14 protein-coding genes and 2 tRNA genes are annotated in these 20,169 nt (G+C 39.8%); 9 read left to right on the top strand and 7 right to left on the bottom strand.

All coding sequences use genetic code 11. The annotated features are described in order from the left end of the window. The first annotated feature begins 766 nt into the window (after positions 1-766). From MSG37_RS11450 to rplY, 5 genes are all read left to right on the top strand, one after another. Positions 767-840, top strand: a tRNA-Cys gene (locus MSG37_RS11450). 121 nt (positions 841-961) lie between these two features. Further along, positions 962-1,047 (top strand) — tRNA-Leu (locus MSG37_RS11445). Positions 1,048-1,546: 499 nt separating this feature from the next. Further along, positions 1,547-2,851: a L,D-transpeptidase family protein gene (locus MSG37_RS11440; protein WP_248470793.1), complete on the top strand. Its 1,305-nt coding sequence runs from the start codon at positions 1,547-1,549 to the stop codon at positions 2,849-2,851. A gap of 96 nt (positions 2,852-2,947) precedes the next feature. Then, a complete protein-coding gene (locus MSG37_RS11435; protein ID WP_248470876.1) occupies positions 2,948-3,496 on the top strand; it encodes a DUF882 domain-containing protein in 549 nt (182 codons plus the stop codon). A 148-nt stretch (positions 3,497-3,644) separates the two neighbouring features. After that, on the top strand, positions 3,645-3,932 hold the full coding sequence (gene rplY / locus MSG37_RS11430; RefSeq protein WP_202722036.1) for a 50S ribosomal protein L25: 288 nt from the start codon (positions 3,645-3,647) through the stop codon (positions 3,930-3,932). A gap of 66 nt (positions 3,933-3,998) precedes the next feature. Here the strand turns inward: rplY and MSG37_RS11425 are convergent, their stop codons facing one another. From MSG37_RS11425 to eco, 4 genes are all read right to left on the bottom strand, one after another. After that, a complete protein-coding gene (locus tag MSG37_RS11425; RefSeq protein WP_248470792.1) occupies positions 3,999-5,513 on the bottom strand; it encodes a SpoVR family protein in 1,515 nt (504 codons plus the stop codon). Between the two features lie 9 nt (positions 5,514-5,522). Continuing rightward, positions 5,523-6,791, bottom strand: coding sequence for a YeaH/YhbH family protein (locus MSG37_RS11420; RefSeq protein WP_248470791.1), 1,269 nt, complete (start codon positions 6,789-6,791; stop codon positions 5,523-5,525). Between the two features lie 48 nt (positions 6,792-6,839). Next, positions 6,840-8,774, bottom strand: coding sequence for a PrkA family serine protein kinase (locus tag MSG37_RS11415; RefSeq protein WP_248470790.1), 1,935 nt, complete (start codon positions 8,772-8,774; stop codon positions 6,840-6,842). 460 nt (positions 8,775-9,234) lie between these two features. Further along, entirely contained in the window at positions 9,235-9,804 is a 570-nt protein-coding gene (gene eco, locus MSG37_RS11410) for a serine protease inhibitor ecotin (RefSeq protein ID WP_248470789.1), read from the bottom strand. A gap of 451 nt (positions 9,805-10,255) precedes the next feature. Here eco and dmeF point away from each other — a divergent pair, with 451 nt between their 5' ends. The 4 genes from dmeF to MSG37_RS11390 all read left to right on the top strand — a co-directional run bounded on the left by dmeF (position 10,256) and on the right by MSG37_RS11390 (position 14,977). Next, positions 10,256-11,221, top strand: coding sequence for a CDF family Co(II)/Ni(II) efflux transporter DmeF (dmeF, locus tag MSG37_RS11405; RefSeq protein ID WP_248470788.1), 966 nt, complete (start codon positions 10,256-10,258; stop codon positions 11,219-11,221). 27 nt (positions 11,222-11,248) lie between these two features. Further along, a complete protein-coding gene (locus tag MSG37_RS11400) occupies positions 11,249-11,668 on the top strand; it encodes a MarR family transcriptional regulator (RefSeq protein WP_248470787.1) in 420 nt (139 codons plus the stop codon). Between the two features lie 524 nt (positions 11,669-12,192). After that, positions 12,193-13,824 carry a phosphoethanolamine--lipid A transferase gene (locus tag MSG37_RS11395; RefSeq protein WP_248470786.1) on the top strand — a complete coding sequence of 544 codons (1,632 nt, stop codon included), beginning with the start codon at positions 12,193-12,195 and terminating at the stop codon, positions 13,822-13,824. Positions 13,825-13,924: 100 nt separating this feature from the next. Then, entirely contained in the window at positions 13,925-14,977 is a 1,053-nt protein-coding gene (locus MSG37_RS11390) for a GGDEF domain-containing protein (RefSeq protein ID WP_248470875.1), read from the top strand. A gap of 173 nt (positions 14,978-15,150) precedes the next feature. On the opposite strand, the gene MSG37_RS11385 is transcribed toward MSG37_RS11390, so the two are convergent. The 3 genes from MSG37_RS11385 to MSG37_RS11375 all read right to left on the bottom strand — a co-directional run bounded on the left by MSG37_RS11385 (position 15,151) and on the right by MSG37_RS11375 (position 20,118). After that, entirely contained in the window at positions 15,151-17,877 is a 2,727-nt protein-coding gene (locus MSG37_RS11385) for a bifunctional acetate--CoA ligase family protein/GNAT family N-acetyltransferase (protein WP_248470785.1), read from the bottom strand. 250 nt (positions 17,878-18,127) lie between these two features. Further along, the gene (locus tag MSG37_RS11380) at positions 18,128-19,342 is read right to left on the bottom strand and encodes an EAL domain-containing protein (protein WP_248470784.1); all 1,215 of its coding nucleotides are present in this window, start codon (positions 19,340-19,342) and stop codon (positions 18,128-18,130) included. Further along, entirely contained in the window at positions 19,339-20,118 is a 780-nt protein-coding gene (locus MSG37_RS11375) for an XRE family transcriptional regulator (RefSeq protein WP_248470783.1), read from the bottom strand. Before MSG37_RS11375 ends, MSG37_RS11380 begins: the two co-directional genes overlap by 4 nt. Positions 20,119-20,169 lie beyond the last annotated feature (51 nt).

The raw sequence follows: 20,169 nt of genomic DNA, 5'->3' as shown, positions 1-20,169 counted from the left end.
GCCTCCGCATTAGCGGGGGCTTTTTTGTATTTACGCCGATGAAAAAAGTACAAGGGATTACCTTTAATAAGAGCGGCCTCGTTAAATAAGGCATCTAAGTTCAAGCCTGGCCACGGGTACCATCTTCTTTAAGAAGAGTATTTAAACCAGCCACCGAGCTGGTTTTTTTACGTCTGAAATTTGAGTTGCGGTAAGGCACAAAGGATTACTTTTAATAAGATCGGCCTTGCTGAATAAGCGTGCCAGTTCAAGTCTGGGCACGGGTACCATCATTAAAGCCTCCGCATTAACCGGGGCTTTTTTGTATTTACGCCGATGAAAAAAGTACAAGGGATTACCTTTAATAAGAGCGGCCTCGTTAAATAAGGCATCTAAGTTCAAGTCTGGCCACGGGCACCATCCTCTTTAAGAAAAGTATTTAAAGCAGCCGCTGAGCGATTAAATCTTTATACTAATTGGTATAAGTCTCTCTGTCGGCTGCTAAGGGAAGGCATTTATAACTAGCAGGTTATAACCTTAATTAAAATTTAGCATGTAAGTGCGCTAGATCAGCAGGTATCTTTACTTGTTTTGGTTGAGGAAAGAACAAGGCAAGTAAAACTGAGCCTTTATTACCTTAACTAGCTATTTTATAAGCATCTACTGAGCGTTATTTGTCTGGTTAGATCGCGTTTTAACCAGTTGAATAAAATCATTTAATTTATTATTGACTGAGATTTTAATTCAGGTAAAGTGTGCCTCGTTCCCAAGTGATGGGAAACAAGAAGGCGCGATGGCAGAATGGCTATGCTGCGGATTGCAAATCCGTCGATCTCGGTTCGACTCCGGGTCGCGCCTCCATAATTCTTTAAGAGTTATGATGAAAAGAACAAGAATTTGGTGAGTTTACTCTTTAGTTTAAATAGCAAGTGAGTAAGCAGTATTGATACCGGCAATACGTATCATCAAAATCAAAGAGTTTGCCCGTGTGGTGGAATCGGTAGACACAAGGGATTTAAAATCCCTCGCTGAATAAGCGTGCCAGTTCAAGTCTGGCCACGGGTACCATCATTAAAGCCTCCGCATAAGCGGGGGCTTTTTTGTATTTACGGCTGTGGCAAAAGTACAAGGGATTACTTTTAATAAGATCGGCCTCGCTGAGTAAGTGTGCCAGTTCAAGTTTGGCCACGGGGAGCATCATTAAAGCCTTTGCGTTGAAATGTGGGGTTATTTTGCAGCTAATGAAAATAACGACTGCATTTTTGTCAGAGCTATAGCCCTAGAGTCAATCTTGTTTTCTATAACAAGCTCAATATTTTTGTACTCTCGCTAACTCGCTAATACTAAGAAACAATTACGCGATGGGTTTTAGCCTTCTACAACAGCGATGGATAAGGCTGGTTAATTTATGTTTTGTTCATATACAAAACACAATTGTTTGCCATACTTAATCAAAGTAGTTTAAAAGGGATGTTAGATGGTGTTTTGTCGTTTTATATGTTGTATAAGCTTGCTGTGTTTTAGTGTTGTTAGCCTTGCTGATGAACGACTTCAACGTGCTAAAAAAATGCTATATCAACAGGTATCACTTATTGCTTTGGTTAAGCCGAATTCGGAGTTTGACCAACATAAAGTCGTGTTAGCACAACAATCTGTCCAGTCCGAAGCAATTCAGCAAATAGAAACAGATATTCAAGCGTTTTGGCAATCACGACAGATCCCTATAAACAATGCTGCTCTAAATAAACTTGATGATCCATTTATAAGAGCACTGGCTTTAGAGCCTCAACTTGCTGGCTATTTGCAGGTTCAGAATCGAATCCGTCATTTAATGTGGCTCGCTGAGCAAGATTGGTGGCAGCCAATCCAGCTATCACAGCTTGTTCGTCCAGGTAAGCAAGATCCAATTATTGCAGATGTCGTTAAACGTTTATGGCTGTTGGGCGATATAGAAACCTCTGCTTCAGAATCAACATTATTAGACAGTTCTGTAGCCGAAGCATTGAAACGTTTTCAATTGCGACACGGCTTAAAACCGGATGCTGTTATCGGCCCTGAAACTATAAAATGGTTAAATATTTTGCCTGCAGAAAGGGCATCAATATTGGCAAACAATTTTGTTCAACGCGCAGAATTTATGGCTCAACGAGAACAGCGCTTCTTAGTTATCAATATTCCAGCATTTGAGATGGAGTTGTTTAATGAGGGCAGAGTAGAGTTAGCCTCTAAAGTTATTGTAGGTAAACCCTATAGACCTACGCCTTTGCTTAGTAGCTCTATTTCAAATGTAGTGATTAATCCTAGTTGGCGCGTGCCGAAAAAAATCCTCTACAACGATCTACTCCCACAAGTAAGAAAAGACGGTAACTATATCGCAGAGCGTAATTTTGATGTGTACGATCGAGATGATAATCGCATGCAAAGAACTGCGGAGCAGTGGAGTGATTTAGCCAAAGGACCATTTCCATACCGATTTGTGCAACGTCCGGGCTTAAATAACACGTTAGGGCGTTATAAGTTTTACTTTCCCAATGATTTTAGCGTTTATTTACATGACACGTCAGACCCGGAATTATTCGAGCGTAGTAATCGAGCCTTATCATCAGGGTGTATTCGCGTGCAAAACGTTGAAGGTTTAGCTAACTGGATGGCTGCAAATTTAGTTAAAGATAAGCAAACGTGGGTTGATAGACACAGAGACAGAACACGCACTCAATGGTTCGCACTCAATTCTAAATTGAACGTTCATTTAGTTTATTGGACGGCTTGGATGGATGATTCAAATCAAGCGCAGTTTAGAAATGATATCTACCAAATGCACAGCCGGCCTCAGGTTCAAGACAGCGAAAGTGCACAGATCAATGACTTGTAGTGCAGTTTTAGCTAATTTAGCTTCTGCGCTTGATTTCTTATTTCTGAAAGGTTAGTTTGCTTGCCAGTTGTTGGAAAAGTAGTCAGTGGTGAAAGTGTGTCAGTAGTATGTTCCTCTCGTAGACAGTTATTATTAGGCTTAGGTGGCGTAGCGATGTTTTCAATGTTGCCATCAAAAGCGCAAGCAAGTCGTTCAACAACCGGGGTGAGAAGCTTGGGCTTTTATAATCGCCACACAGGTGAACGCGGGCAGGGAAGCTACTGGATAGATGGTAACTATCAAAGTGAAATTTTAACTGATTTTAGCCAAGTGCTTAGAGATCATCGTCAAAATGAATCTGCACCAATGGATAAACGCCTTTTTGATTTTGCGTTTAAATTAACTGAAGAGCTGAGTTTTGAGGATGAGTTGCATGTTATATCTGGCTATCGCTCGCCAAAAACCAATGCAATGTTAGCTAAAAACAGTAATGGTGTTGCCAAGAAAAGCTACCATATGAAAGGAATGGCATTAGATCTGGCCTTACCTGGTGTCAAACTAGCTCATATCCGCGAGGCGGCTATTGAGTTAAAACTTGGCGGAGTCGGCTACTATCCAAATTCAGGTTTCGTTCATATTGATACTGGCCCGGTCAGAAATTGGTAATGTTCGGCATATATTTGAGTAATTACGTGCGATAAACTTTGTTAATTTAAAAGTGCTATGTTAGAATCCGCCCGCTTTAAGCAAGTCGTCGTTGGTCGAAAATGATGACTTTAAATTTTTTTGTTTTATTTTATAAAGTGAGTTAAATATGTCTTACACTATCGCTGCACAAGTTCGTACAGAAATCGGGAAAGGTTCGAGCCGCCGCCTACGTCACGCTAAGAAAGTTCCTGGTGTTATCTACGGTCCAGGTAAAGAAGCTATCTCTATTGTTTTTGAACACAAAGATATCATCAACATTCAAGAGAACCAAGATTTCTACACTTCTGAGCTAACTATCGCTCTAGAAGGTAAAGATGTTAAAGTTCGCGTTCAAGACATGCAACGCCATGCGTTCAAGCCTATGATCGAACACGTTGACTTCAAATTCGCTTAATTTTAAGCTGATTTGATAAAAAAGCGCCTTTAAGGCGCTTTTTTTATGGCTGAATATTCCTAATAATTATTCTGCAGGTTTTTCGGGGCAAGCCGCAATAATGCTGATCTTTCCCTCATCGCATTGCTCAAGTTTTACATCAAATCCCCATAAGCGGTGCAGATGTTTTACTACTTGCTGACAAGTATCAGCCAGTGGGATCCTTGAGTTGGGTATATACCTTAAGGTTAATGAACGATCTCCTTTTACTTCAACGTTCTGTACTTGAATATTAGGCTCAAGATTAGAGAGGTTATATTGCTGAGATAGTTTTTCTCTGATCTCTTTATATCCAGAATCATCATGGATTGCCGAAACTTGGATATGGTTTTTTCTATCATCATCAAGAATAGAAAACAGCTTAAATTGTCTGATGATATTAGGCGATAGATACTGACTAATAAAACTTTCGTCCTTAAAGTTTTCCATTGCAAAGTGTAAGGTTGTTAACCAATCACTCCCTGCAATATCAGGAAACCACTCTTTATCTTCTTCTGTTGGGTTTTCACAGATCCGACGTATGTCGACAAACATATTAAAACCCAAAGCGTAAGGGTTAATACCACTATAATAGGGGCTGTTATAGTTTGGCTGCGCGACAACATTGGTGTGGCTTTGTAGAAATTCCAGCATAAACCTGTCAGTGACTAAGCCCTCATCATAAAGGTGATTTAAGATGGTGTAATGCCAGAACGTTGCCCAGCCTTCATTCATCACTTGAGTCTGTTTCTGGGGGTAGAAGTATTGCCCCATTTTACGAACTATCCTAACAATCTCCCGTTGCCAAGGCTCTAATAGTGGGGCATTTTTCTCGATGAAGTAGAGAATATTTTCCTGTGGTTCTGATGGAAAGTTAGTTTTTTCAAGCTTAGCCTCTTCTTGTGGTTGATCGGGAATGGTGCGCCATAGTTCATTAACCTGACTTTGTAAGTAGGCTTCTCTGTCTTTTTGGCGAACTTTCTCCTCTTTGAACGATATTTCACTCGGACGTTTATATCTATCAACGCCATAACTCATAAGGGCATGGCAAGAGTCGATAATACTTTCCACTTTTTCAATGCCGTAAAGTTCTTCACATTCGCTGATATAGTTTCGAGCAAACACAAGGTAATCAATAATAGAGCTTGCATCAGTCCACGTTTTAAAAAGGTAGTTGCCTTTAAAAAAACTATTATGACCAAAGCTTGCATGCGCCATTACCAGCGCTTGCATTGTGATGGTATTTTCTTCCATCAGGTAAGCGATGCAAGGATCTGAATTAATTACAATTTCATAGGCAAGCCCCATCTGGCCGCGTTTATAGCCCTGTTCTGTTTCGATAAATCGTTTACCAAACGACCAGTGCGTATAACCTATTGGCATGCCAATACCGGCATAAGCATCCATCATTTGCTCAGCAGTAATGACCTCTATTTGATTCGGGTATGCATCTAAGCGGTAGATCCCGGCAACGCGCTCAATTTCGGTTAAATAGGTTTGTAATAAATCAAAGTTCCAATCTGGGCCATCATCCATTGGTGTTGTTTTATTTGGAGTATCCATTAGCGCCTCCTACACAGCCTGCTTTTTAAAAAGCTCTCTAAATACTGGGTAAATATCCTCAGCCTGCTTGATATGTTGAACTGCAATATTGGCATGTGATTTTTGTAAATCTTCATACTCTCGCCACAAGGTTTGGTGTGCACGATTAGTGATTTCGATATAACTAAAATAGCGCACCACAGGCAGTAATTTCTTTTCTAAAAGCTCATGACAAGAAGGTGAGTCATCGGCCCAGTTGTCGCCATCCGATGCTTGAGCTGCATATATGTTCCACTCATTCTCAGGATAACGTTTTTGCTGGATCTCATGCATAAGTTTGAGAGCACTAGATACAATTGTACCGCCTGTTTCTTGCGAGTAGAAAAACTCATGCTCATCGACTTCTTTTGCTTGTGTATGATGGCGGATATACACTACTTCGAGATTTTTATAGGTTCGAGTTAGGAATAAATACAGCAATATGTAAAATCGTTTCGCCATATCTTTGGTTGCCTGATCCATAGAGCCAGATACATCCATGAGGCAAAACATTACCGCCTGACTAGATGGTACTTCACGTTTAGCGTAATTGTTGTAACGTAAATCGAAGGTATCAATAAATGGCACTTTCTTGATCCGTTCTTTGAGATCTTTGATTTCGGCCTTAAGCGACAATATACGTTCAGCTTTTGAGCCAGGGGTATTTTCAAGATCCTCAAGCTCACGTTCTAATGCAATTAGCTTGGACTTCTTAGTGGAAGTCATCGCAGTTCTACGAGCAAGTGATGAGCGTAGGGAGCGTACAATATTAATATTGGCAGGAACGCCATCATTGGTAAAACCCGCTCGATAAACTTGGTATTCCACGAGTTTATTTAATCGATTGTTTTGCAAGTTAGGTAACTCAAGATCTTCAAATAGAAGCTCTAGGTATTCATCTTTAGATATTTGGAACACAAAATCATCTTGGCCTTCGCCAGAGTCTGATGCGTCCCCTTGTCCGGCACCTTGTCCCTGTCCTTTTGGTGGACGTTCAATTTGATCGCCCCGGGCAAATTTATCATTACCCGGATGGACGCGCTCACGGACGCCCCCGTTACCTTGGTGAAATGTAGGCTCGCTAATGTCGCGAGTAGGGATACTGATCTTTTCGCCTTTATCAACGTCAGTCACGCTGCGGCGGGTTACCGCATCACTTACCGCTTTTTTAATCTGCTTTTTATAACGATTAATAAATCGTTGACGATTGACGGTACTTTTACCTTTGGCGTTAAGTCTTCTATCAATAAAACTTGTCATGCGCACCTCCTAGCCGATAGTGGGGGAGTAAACTCCCCCCTGGGCTTTTTAAGAAGACTTTCTTACTCTCAAATACCACTCTGAAAGCAGTCTTACTTGTTTTTGGGTGTAGCCTTTTTCCATCATACGATTGACAAAATCATCGTGTTTCCGTTGATCATCCGTCGAGGTTTTACCATTGAAAGAGATAACTGGTAATAGATCTTCAGTATTCGAAAACATCTTTTTCTCAATTACCGTTCGTAATTTTTCATAGCTTGTCCAAAGTGGATTTGTACCTTCGTTATTGGCGCGAGCACGCAACACGAAATTGACAATTTCATTTCGGAAGTCCTTAGGGTTGCTAATTCCCGCAGGCTTTTCTATTTTCTCAAGCTCGGCATTTAAAGCGGCTCTATCGAAAAGCTGACCTGTTTCAGGGTCGCGATATTCTTGATCCTGGATCCAAAAGTCAGCATAAGTAACATACCTATCAAAAATATTCTGACCATATTCAGAGTAAGACTCCAAATAGGCTGTTTGAATTTCTTTACCAATAAATTCAACATACTTAGGTATTAGGTATCCCTTTAAAAACTCTAAGTAACGTTCAGCCATTTCCGACGGGAACTGCTCTTGCTCTATTTGACGTTCCAATACATAAAACAGATGCACTGGATTTGCAGCTATTTCGGTATGGTCAAAATTAAATACTCGCGAAAGAATTTTGAAAGCAAATCGAGTGGATAGGCCTAGCATGCCTTCATCAACACCAGCGTAATCGCGATATTCCTGATATGACTTAGCTTTAGGGTCAGTATCTTTTAAGCTTTCACCATCGTATACGCGCATTTTAGAATAAATAGAGGAGTTCTCTGGCGCGATGACCCTTGATAACACACTAAATTGTGCCAGGGTTTCTAGGGTTCCTGGTGCACACGGCGTATTAGCAAGCTCTGAATTTGCAAGTAGTTTTTCGTAAATTCGAACTTCTTCCGAAATTCTGAGGCAATAAGGCACTTTAACGATATAAACACGGTCTAAAAATGCTTCGTTAGTTTTGTTGTTTCTAAAGGTAGTCCATTCTGACTCGTTGGAGTGAGCTAAAATAATGCCAGAGAAAGGCAGGGCAGATAAGCCTTCTGTACCATTATAATTACCTTCCTGAGTGGCAGTTAATAGTGGATGTAGCACCTTAATTGGTGCTTTAAACATCTCAACAAACTCCATCATGCCTTGGTTCGCTCGACATAGTGCTCCAGAGTACGAATAGGCGTCAGCATCATGTTGCGCAAAATGCTCAAGTTGACGAATATCTACTTTACCCACCAGTGATGAAATGTCTTGGTTATTTTCATCTCCAGGTTCAGTTTTGGCTATAGCGAGTTGGTCGAGTATTGAAGGGTAAACCTTGACCACTTTGAATTTTGAAATATCACCGCCAAATTCATGTAAACGTTTAACCGCCCAAGGTGACATAATCGTTTTCAGATAGCGCTCGGGGATGTTGTATTCGCCCTTTAAAATATCTCCGTCTTCATCGACGTTGAATAGGCAAAAAGGGTGGTCGTTTACCGGACTGCGAACGCCATCAGCGGTTAACACATATACAGGAACATCTTGCATCAAAGCTTTAAGTTTTTCTGCTAACGATGATTTACCACCACCCACGGGGCCGAGTAAATATAAGATCTGCTTTGACTCTTCTAAGCCTTGAGCTGAATGTTTTAAATAAGCCACAATTTGCTCAATGGCTTCTTCCATGCCATAGAAATCTTTAAATGCTGGATAGCGAGAGATTAAGCGGTTTGAAAATAGTCTGCTTAATACAGGATCTTTTGAAGTGTCAATTACCTCTGGCTCACCAATAGCCATCAATAATCGTTCTGCAGCAGATGCGTACGCGCTGCGGTCTTGTTTGCAGATTTTTAAAAAGTCTTCTAATGAATACTCTTCGTCGAGTTTTTTCTCATAGCGCTGTTGGTAATGCTCAAATATACTCATAACCGGCCCCCTGAAACGCACAAATGATAAGATTAGAGGTCAATGGGATTTGCCTCCTAACTTTAATGTTAGTCGTAAAATGGGAGCTTTGTAGTAAAAAAGTAAATAAAAACAATAAGAAATAGTTGCAAATGCAATAGTTGCAGTTGATAGCTTTTTATGAAAATAGACTAAGCATTATCATTTCTAATGTGCGACCGCTTTATGTTTACCTCCCAAATAATCAAAAATGCGTGTTGAAATATAAATAGATAAAGCCGCTAAAGTATCGATAGTTTGTTTTGAAAATGCGGAACAAAGTCACATAAACCAAGTAAGTCAATTGCTTACTTGGTTGTATTTTAAACGAGAAACGTATTGCCTGTTAATCGACGCTTATAAGTCACTAAAGTTGACTAATCAAACAACATCTATGCTAAGTCATATTTTAGTCGAGCCCTAATATCCGCAAAGCTTTACCTTATTTAGAGTAGTCAAACTCTGACGTAGCTTGCCATACGCGGTAACGGATCTGGGTGTTTTCCGGTAGGTAGAATACTTTTGCTGTTCTGCTATCGTATTTCAGCATTAAGTCGCTGCGGATTGTAAGAAACTGCTCTGTTTTTGCTTGATCAAAACAGGCCATCATAGTGCTTGGACCATCGGTGATGCTGTTTACTTGGTAGTAATTGTAACCCCATCCTTGAACCGTTAACTGCTGTAAGTCTCCATTTAAACTATGTTTATTACAATCAACCATTCTTGATTGGCCTATTTCAATCTCAATCATGTAATCACTTTCGTTATCAAGCTTTGGCAGGGTCAGAATGTGTTGCACTTGGCCATTTTCAGGTTTTGGATACATTTTGATGGCGTCAGATCCCTGATAATTTTCTTGGGTGTAAGTTTGGCTAGTTAACATGTTTTGGTTAAGTCCTGAAGGGTGCAAAGGGCTGGTGGCGTTTGCATTAAAAGAAAATGCGGCAAAGATTAACGAAGTTGTCAGTAAGGTACGGCCAAGTTGTTTTGTTGTGTTAGTAAAAGTAGTCATAAGTTCTCCAAAGTGAATAGGTCTTATCTATGTTTGATATCTCTATAAACGGCAGATATTTAAAAAAGGGTTAGAAAAATTGAATTAATTTTCTACATTGCTTCTTAATATCAAAATCTAAGCCGAATTTTATTTAATAACAATAGGATAGGCTTGATAACTTTTATGTTTGCAGAGGTTGTTTATGCTTTTGCAGACACTAGTTGTTTTTATTTTCCAAAAATCTTCACCCAGTTTTACTCATTTAAAGGATCTGCTTAATACTTATCAAAGAATGACATGCTACCTAGATTGTGATTTATGTCACGTAATGGCTTTTCTTATTTGTGTTGGGTTAGTCTAAGTTGCAAACTTAATTTGATGGTCAAACAATTTGGCTATCGATTAATTTGAGGTTCAACTTAAAATGAACGTTGTGTATGACCTAAAAAATAAGAAGTAAGGTACTAACATGCTTGAGAGTGAAACAGAAAAATTTAACTGTGCGCATAAACAGCGCTTTTCAAATTTGAATAGCGCTGGTGAACGTAATACAGCCTATGTGTTGCTACTGACAGTAGTAACTATGGTCGTCGAGATTGTTGCAGGTACGGTATACGGCTCAATGGCGTTACTCGCTGACGGCTGGCATATGGGAACCCATGCAGCAGCATTTCTAATCACGCTTTTCGCTTATCGGTACGCACGTCAAAATGCCAATTCGAGCAAGTTCTCATATGGCACTGGCAAGGTTACAGTGTTAGGCGGTTACACTAGCGCGATTGCACTTGGTCTAGTGGCGTTGGTGATGTTGGTCGAATCCGCAACCAGAATATTGAACCCGCATGAGATCATTTTTAACCAAGCCATATTCGTTGCAATCATCGGACTTACCGTGAATGTAGCAAGTGTTTTTTTACTAAAAGATCACCACGGTCATTCTCATGGTCACGAGCATGAGCACTCTCATGGATGCACATATGGTCACGATCATAGCCATTCTCATGGTCACGACCATAATTTACGTGCTGCTTACTTCCACGTTTTGGCTGATGCTTTAACATCGGTATTAGCAATAATCGCGCTGCTGATGGGTAAATACTATGGCTTAAACTGGTTAGATCCGTTAATGGGTATTGTGGGCGGAATAATCATTAGCCGTTGGGCATGGGGATTACTTAAGCAAACGGGTCCGGTTTTGTTAGATGCTAGTATTGAACAAGAATACATTGAGCAGGTAGTCGCTGTGCTTGAGCATGACGGTACACGAGTCGCGGATACTCATATTTGGAAGGTTAGCGCTGATCATTATGCGGCAAGTTTTGTACTTGAATCTAAAACAGGCTTAGATTCAGTCGATTATAAAGCCAAGATTGCACATTTTGAGCGCTTATCTCATGTCACTCTTGAAGTTAATCTGTCGCCTGAGGCACAATAAACTTGTTGCCCCTTTAGAGTGAAATAGATGAAAAACCAAGATGATAGTTTAAACCATGCAATGATAGAGTTTTACGAGAAGTTATCATCTTGGGAGATGGCAGTTGTTAAAGATAAGGGCTTTAGTTTACCTCAAGTTCATACGGTAGAAATCTTAGGTCTTAATGGACCTATGCGTATGAAAGAATTAGCCCAGAAGATAGGTATCACAACTGGTACCTTGACTGTTCAGATTGATAAAATGGTTGATGCTGGGCTCGTTATACGTGTGCCGCACAGTAATGACAGACGTTCGATACTTATTGAACTGACCGATAGTGGCTACGAGATGTTTTCTGAGCACGATAAACTTCACTCGCAGTTAACTCAAGACTTAACCGCTAAATTTAGCGATGAAGAGCGAGCACAGTTGTTGAACTTTTTTGAACGGATTAATAAAGAGTTTTAGCTGAACTTATAGCGATGAGTCGCTTAAGTAAACCAAATAGATGTATATGTTTATATGCTATCCATTTTTTATAAGCTTTGAAAATGCATGTATGCGGTGAATGCTATTCAGCTTAATTTCTTGATGATATTGCCTCAATTTTGGTTAACTTTGGCAATGCCACCAATTCTCGTACTAAAGATTATAACAAAACAGGCGGCTTAAAAGCTGACATGTTAGTGCGGCTTAAGAGCGAGTCTATTTGCTAGCACTACAATTCAAAAGTACTCGCTGCTGCTCAATGATTTATATTTATCGCTAAAAATGTAGAGTTGGGTACGGACTCCAATGCCAAGTAATATAAATTGTTATTCTTCGCACTATTAAACCTGATACATTTTGATATCTAATGTGGCAAATGTTGCAATGTTTACTTTGTGGAAAACCACTAGAGTGCTAAAATTACTTTGGAACCGCCTACTTAGGCTAATGGCAAGGAGGGCCAAACTTCCTTATAACCTGTCTTAATTAAGTGAGCAACCTCAGTGCTATCACGTCTTAAAAATCTCAACAGTTTACAATTCACATTTATATTGGCGCTTTATTACGTTTGCGTGTTCAATATTCCTTTTTTCAATGTCGTCAAACACGGTATCGACAAACAAGCAGACGTCAATATGCTGTTTATTGCCACTGTGCCTTTCTTTTTGGTGTTCGCGTTATCTTTTGTTTTTAGCTTGTTTACGCTGAAATACTTAACCAAGCCTTTTTTCATTTTGCTAACCCTTGTATCAGCCAATGTATTTTTTGCCGAATTTCAGTATGGGGCGGTTTTTGACTACGGTATGATTGAGAATCTGGTTCAAACGAATCAGTCTGAGGCTTCAACTTACTTGAACTGGGTATCAATTCTAAGCTTTATCGTAACAGGCGTTTTGCCTGCCTTTCTTATCTACAAAGTTAATATACGCTATAAACCATTTGCTAAAGAGTTACTCAGTAAAGCACTCTTTATGTTAGCTATGCTTGCTGGCATTTTGTTAATAGCCGCTTTCTATTATGAAAACTATTTAGCATTTGGTCGTAATAATAGCCTAATAAAACGCTCAATTATTCCCACATACTTCATTGGTTCTACAGCTAAGTTTATTAATCTAAATTACCTACAAACACCGCTGGAATATCAACAACTTGGTTTAGATGCTAAGAATACTAGTGATAATTTAGAGCAAAAAGATAAGCCTAATCTAGTGGTTATGGTTGTCGGAGAAACCGCAAGGGCAATGAACTATGCCTATTATGGCTACCAACAACCAACGAATTCACATACCCAAGACCAAGATTTATTAGTTTTTAATAACACCACCTCATGTGGAACGGCTACAGCTGTGTCATTGCCATGCATGTTTTCGAGAATGGATAGGAAAGATTATGATGAGCGTAGAGCAAAGGCGCAAGATAATGTAATCGACGTATTGTCTCATGCGGGGATCCAGTTGCAATGGTTGGATAATGATAGTGGATGCAAAGGCGTTTGTAATAATATTAAGCATCTTTTAATTGATAATACTCATACGTCAAAGTGGTGTAACGGGGAGTCTTGTTACGACCAAGTATTAGTGGATGAGTTAGATCATCAATTAGCTGATATTAGTGCCAAAGATACAGTTATTGTGCTGCACATTTTAGGTTCACATGGTCCGACATACTATCAGCGTTACCCCGAAGAACATCGATTTTTTACGCCAGATTGCCAACGCAGCGATATACAAAATTGCACACAATCAGAGTTGCTCAATACCTATAACAATACTATTTTGTATACGGATTATATTATTTCACAGGTTGTAAATCGCCTTAAACGCGAGAGTAATAAGTTTGATACGGCGATGCTGTATATGTCGGATCACGGTGAATCATTAGGCGAAAGTGGCTTGTATCTGCACGGTGCACCTTACGCCTTAGCGCCTAAGGAGCAAACTCATATTCCATTTTTAGCTTGGTTTTCTGCGGAGTTTGCGGCGCAAAACAACTTGGATTTAATTTGTCTAAAGCAACAAGCGGCAGCGGGAGGATTTTCTCACGATAACCTGTTTGATAGCTTGCTTGGCTTAATGAATATAACTAGCGAAGTGTATCAACCTAACGCGGATATATTTGCCCGTTGTAGAAAGTAATAATTATAAGATATAGTTTCTTCATAAAGAAGCTGGCAACATCTAGCTTCTTGTTTAAACTATTGATTGGTATGGATATCAATAAGGGATGGCTAAATTTATGGATATGGCACAACATTTATCAGAAACTGAGTTATCGGCAAAAATTTTGCGTCATGCAGTTCCTAAGATGTCGGAGCTTAGTATTCCTGTAACCCCTGATAATTACGCGGTATGGTACGAATACTATAAAGGGATAAACCTGGATTTAAAGCGTGCTATCGATGGCCTTTTAGAGAATAAGGTTGAGTTCACTCCTGAGATCTGTAATAGCTTATATAAGAATTATATTCAGATGCATTATCCGGACATTATTGAAAGTGTTCAGATCGAAACTCAGGTACTTATTAATAGTTTAATTTCCAAGATTGCCAGTATGAGTAAAGGCACATCACGTTTTTCAGCGTCATTATCTGAGTTCGATTCCGCTTTGAAAAATAACTCTGATCCGGTTTTACTACAAAGACTCGTCGATGGTGTAACTAGTGAGCTAGATGAAATTATCCATGCAAATAATCAGATGGATATGAGTCTTAGCAATATGAACCAAGAAGTCGAATCGCTCAGGACTGAAATGCTTGAGCTTAGATCTGAGGTACTGACTGATCAGCTAACGTCACTCAATAATCGTCGTGCCTTTGATCAAGAAGTGATTAGCCACATAGATAGTTTTAATCATGACAACTTTGAAAGTAGCTTATTAGTGGTTGATATTGACTACTTTAAAAAGTTTAACGATACCCACGGTCATCTCATTGGCGACAAAGTACTGGCTTATGTCGCGCAAGCGCTAAAAAATGGTGTGAAAGGCGATGACTTTGTCGCACGCTATGGTGGAGAAGAGTTTGTTATCTTACTTCCCAATACTAACCATCAAGATGCACACAAAGTAGCAGAAAATCTTAGACGAAAAATAGCCAATAGAAACTTAACCATAGGTAAAGAGAAAAAACTTCCGCTAGGTAATATTACTGTATCTGTTGGCGTCGCATCGTTGAGACCACATGATGATAAAGACAGCTACTTTATACGTGCTGATGAAGCTTTATACCGGGCTAAAGCGGCAGGTCGTAACTGCGTAATGGGAGAGGCGGTGGTTGAAACACTAATTTAGAGTGTGTCAGCTATTCTTTTTTTATAACTAGCAGCCTAATAAATAGCACTAGTAATAAACGACAGCACAAGAGAAAGATAAAGCGTGTTTTTATCTTTCTCTTTTTTGCTGCTCTTAACCTTATGCTTTAGAGGTTGAAAAAGTATTGAGTTAAGAAAACCTTTAAATACTGCCTACTGGCCATCAGCTTGAGCACTTTCATCTAAAGTCGTTTTTAAATCCATATGCATATGAATTAAACGCTCTTCCATATCAAAGGTTACCGTGAAACCTAAACTTTTAGCGAGGCTGGCCATATTGCGATTCTCAAACATGGTAAAGCCGGTTAACACTAAAGTGTCGTTATTTTTGTAATAACGAACCAGCTTTTCAAGTAGCATTTTACCTAGGCCCTGACCTTGATAATTACTGCGTACCGCCATCGCAAATTCTGCTTCTGTGTTATCAGGATCGATAGATGCTCTAATCGCTCCTAATGTGGTTTCCTCACCATCATCACCAATAGCGGTTGCGATAAAAGCCATTTCACGGGCGTAATCAATTTGGGTTAATACCGCCATCTCTTCATGAGTCATCTTCGAGCGAACACCAAAATAGCGTTTATATCTATCTTCATCAGAAAGTGAATTATCAAAGGCTAAATGTTTAGGTTCATCCTCGGGAAGGATGGGGCGCAGCATCACTTGGTTGCCGTTTTTAAGTTGTGCAGTTTCTTCAAGCTCTTTTGGATAGGGTGAAATAGCCAGACGTGAGGCATTGTCAATTGGCTCTGCATTTAAACCAATATTGACATCGAGCAAGGTGATCTCTTCGCCTGCGCAAAGTACTGGGTTCAGATCGAGCGTCGCAATTTCAGGGCAATCAATAATTAAGTGTGAGATCTGCGTAAGCATTACACAAAGCGCGTTCATGTTAAGCCCACGTGGTAAACGTCTATCGCGGATCTTTTGAGTTTTAAGCGCTTGAATAACCATGTAGCGCGCCAGTGTCATGTTCAATGGTGGTAGGGCAACCACAGCATCTTTGGTAGGCTCCCATTCAGAGCCACCTTCACCAAGTAAAATAGCAGGGCCAAATACTGGGTCGTTCGCAACGGCTACGCGGATCTCTTGTGCACCGGCTGTTAGTGCCATTTTCTGTACAATTAGACCTTCAATTTTTGCGTCAGGATTAAGCGACATTACGCGTTCTATCATGGCGTTTGCAGCTTGTTTAACTTCAAGATCGGACGTGAGGTTAAGCATCACACCATGAACATCAGACTTATGATGAATATCAGGCGATTGTACTTTTAGCGCAATGGGATAACCTGCTTGTTGCGCATATTCAATAGCTTGTTTTGCATCATTTGCAAACCAGGTATCAACTGTATTCAATCCGTATGCGTCTAATATCCCCCTTGACTCATGGGTTTCTAACAGGGTTTTTCCGCTATCAATTGCTTGTTGTAACTTAGCTCGTGCGGTAATGCTGTCGGCAGGAATATTAACCGGGATAGATTGAGGGACTTCTTGTAGCAGTTTTTGGTTACGACGATATTCAACCATATGCATAAACGCACCGACAGCACCTTCAGGTGTACGGTAGGTTGGAATACGAGATTTAGAGAAGTGTTTACGCGCTTCATAGGCAGAGTCTTCACCACTCCAATTGGTTAATACATTGATTTTGTGTCGATTTCGATGATTTGAAATGGTTGCCGCAATGGCTTCAGCGATCTCGACACTTTCACCCAAAGCAGATGGTGAATGTAACACTAAGATAGCATCAAGATCATCACTATCCATTAAGATCTCCAGTGACTTGGCGTAGCGAATAGCATCTGAATCACCACCAATATCAACCGGATTTTGTCCGGACCAACTTTTTGGCAAGAGTTCATTTAAGCGCTGATAAATCTCAGTAGAAAGCGGGGGCAGCTTGCCTCCGCCTAAGATGAGTTCATCAAGAGCAAGTACCGCAGGGCCGCCACCGTTACTGATAATGCCTAAACGTTCGCCTTGTAATGGTCGCGAATGAGCTAAAGTTTCTACTGCAGCAAAAAGCTCAATTAAATCATTAACCCTTAGCATACCTGCACGTCTAAAGGCTGCTTCGTAAACCGCATCGTTACCAGTAAGCCCGCCAGTGTGCAGTTTAGCTGCGCTAGTGCCTTCGATGCTACGGCCTGACTTAATCACGAGTATAGGTTTATTACGTGATGCAGCTCGGGCTGCTGACAAAAAGTGACGTTTTTCGTTTACTGAGTCGATGTAAAGTAAGATGGCATCTGTTTTTGAATCTCGGCCTAAATAGTCGAGTAGTTCGTCAAAGTTAATATCATTGGCATCCCCAAGGGAAATAAATGATGAAAAACCAATTCCCTTGTTATTTGCCCAATCTAAAACCGTGGTGCAAATTGCCGCTGATTGCGACACAAACGCAATTTTACCGGGGAGGGCAGCGGTGTGAGCGAGGCTGGCATTTAACCCTAAGTTAGGCAGAATCATCCCTAAACTGTTAGGTCCAAGAATTCGCATGCCGTAACGCTGTGCATTTTGCTGGGTTAAGGTAAGTAAGCTTGTACCATCTTCAGTGAATTCATCTGCAAGGCCAGAGGCCATAACAATAGCAACTTTACAGCCAAATTGAGCTAAGGTCTCAATAATTGCTGGCACGCTGCTCGCCGCGGTACAAACAATGGCAAGATCGGGTTTTAACGGTAATGCTTCGATATTGGGATAAGCCAAAACGCCAAGAACAGCTTCATATTTAGGTGTAACTGGCATAATAGGGCCAGAAAACCCACCTGAGAGCAGGTTCTTCATTAACACATTACCTGCACGTTTAGGCCGATTTGAGGCGCCAATAATGGCAACTGATGTGGGTCTAAAAAGGGTATGAAGCGTACGTTGGCTCATGAACTTATCCTATAAGTCAGTATGTTATGAGTTTACATGAGGCGTACGCTTTTACCATAGGACAATAGTTAAAAACTCAAAATGGGTAATGTTGGCCGTACCCACAAATACATGAGTTATTAACTTAGCCTAACGAGTCGTATTGTCGTTATTTAAGTCGGCGCTGTTGCACCTTCTTTTTAATTGCAGGTGAGCATAAGAAAGGCATTTAAATTTTTATCGATATGAAATACTTAGTTAAATTAATACACTAAGTATCAGTCAAGTGAAATTGCTTATTATAATTATCAATCCAAGCTATTAACTCTGGTGCGGCTATTGGTGTGCTATAGTAATAGCCTTGTGCATACCGGCAGTTCATACTCTCCAGCATCTCTAAAACTGAAGATGTTTCAACTCCTTCTGCAGTAACTTTTATTTTCAGTTTACTTCCAAGCTCAATGACAGCACCCACAATAGCTTGATGCTGACTATTAATGTCTAAGTCTGAAACAAAGTTTTTGTCGATTTTAATCTCGTCAAAAGGAATAGAGTCTAACCTGTCTAAACTAGAATAACTTTTGCCAAAGTCATCAAGTGATACTTTGATCCCATTGGTTATAAACCTCTTGATTACATCAAGAATTAGAACTTCATTCTCTGTTGGAGATGACTCAGTTAATTCAAGTGTTAAAGCGATATCTTTATGTTGTCTATATTGGCGTATGATGTCGCGGACTAAAACTTCACTTAGCATGTCATTTGCACTTATGTTGACCGATAACTGATAATCTTTGAGCTTTGTATGTGTTTCCCAATGGAGCAGTGCATCTTCAAGTACGAGTTTTGTTAACTTACAAGTCAATTTTTCCCTTTCTAAAATAGGCAGAAAATAATCTGGATTAAGCATGATATTGTCATCGACACAGATCCTAGATAACGCTTCAAAACCGACAATTCGATTGGTTTGGATATGAATTTTTGGCTGGTAATAAAGAGACAAACCTTCTTTATTAAGGTTGTTTGTTATGTCTACTGTTTCGCAAGGTGGTATCGACCAGCAAACAGTTTTCTCGGTGCCAAATATGTGCTTATTATTTTGAATGATATTATAAATATCATCTGTTATTAAAGGCTTATCAACGCTGGCGATCAGGTTCAAGTTAAAGCTCAAGGCGATATTCCCAACGAGTTCGAAAACCCATTTATCGGCCGTTCCAATAATAATAACCGGAGTAAAGTTATCTTTTACTGTAACCATGTAATTCATTAGCGCAAGCTTGTTATCGATAGCTAAATTTAATTCTATAATGATTAAGTTTATTTTTCTTAATACTGAATTTTTTGCCCTTTTTAGTGTGGTAATTGCTGATTTACTACATTCGGTATTTTGAAATATGATAGGTAAGCCCTTCAGTACATCAGTAAACTGCTTCTCTACTGAGTTCCGTACAAACTCACATTCATCTACAATTAGGATCTTCATGAGCTTGCTCCGTTTTTATTTGTTCCTAATAAATTACCGAGTTGCTGCGGCGTAATTATTGCCAACTTTAATAAAAAGCGATTAGCCATTAACTCCGAGCGTTTTAGGAAATAAGATCTTATATTGACGACTCTGTCCTGACACTCCACTTTGGTAAGCCTATATGTCTTTAATTTTGCCGAACTTAACTTACGCACAAGGTTTCCATCACAGGTATAGAAGCAAAAGTAGCGCATGTTCTTCTGTTGTGAGAACTGGTTAAGGTAAGTTGACATAATGCTATTCTCCACTTGTTTGGTTGCACCAGAAGAGGAAAATACCAGCATTGCGTCATGCTCATTTCTGTTACTAGAGCTTATAATGGTTCTTAAGTCTTTATTTGTTTCTTGTATTTCCTTTACCACATTCTCAGTCGTTGTTAGAAAAAGACTGTGGCCAATAATTTGGCCATTAAACGCCGTTGCCACAGAAATCTTTAAATCGTTTAGACTGTCAAATTCTTCTAATGGTGGGTTTAATTGTAAAGTCGGATTTCCCTCATACCGTAGGATCATTTTTAATACCAGATAAAACCGATCATCCCTTATATCGATAGTTTGGATATGATATTCATCATTTCGATAGTAAGGGTGAATAGATTTTTGCTGTTCAGAATCACTTTTAATTAAATGACTCGATTCTTGAATAAATTGCTTGTCGCAGGCATAAATACAAGTTAACTCATTGTCATACAATTCAACTATTTCAGCTTGTTTTGCAAGAGAAGGAATATTCACTCCTCTCTCCCACCTGCTAACCGTAATGGAATCTAAATTGTAAAATAAGCT

Source organism: Shewanella sp. 1CM18E, assembly GCF_023161665.1.
GTDB lineage: Bacteria > Pseudomonadota > Gammaproteobacteria > Enterobacterales > Shewanellaceae > Shewanella.
This window is presented reverse-complemented; position numbering and strand designations above follow the sequence as displayed.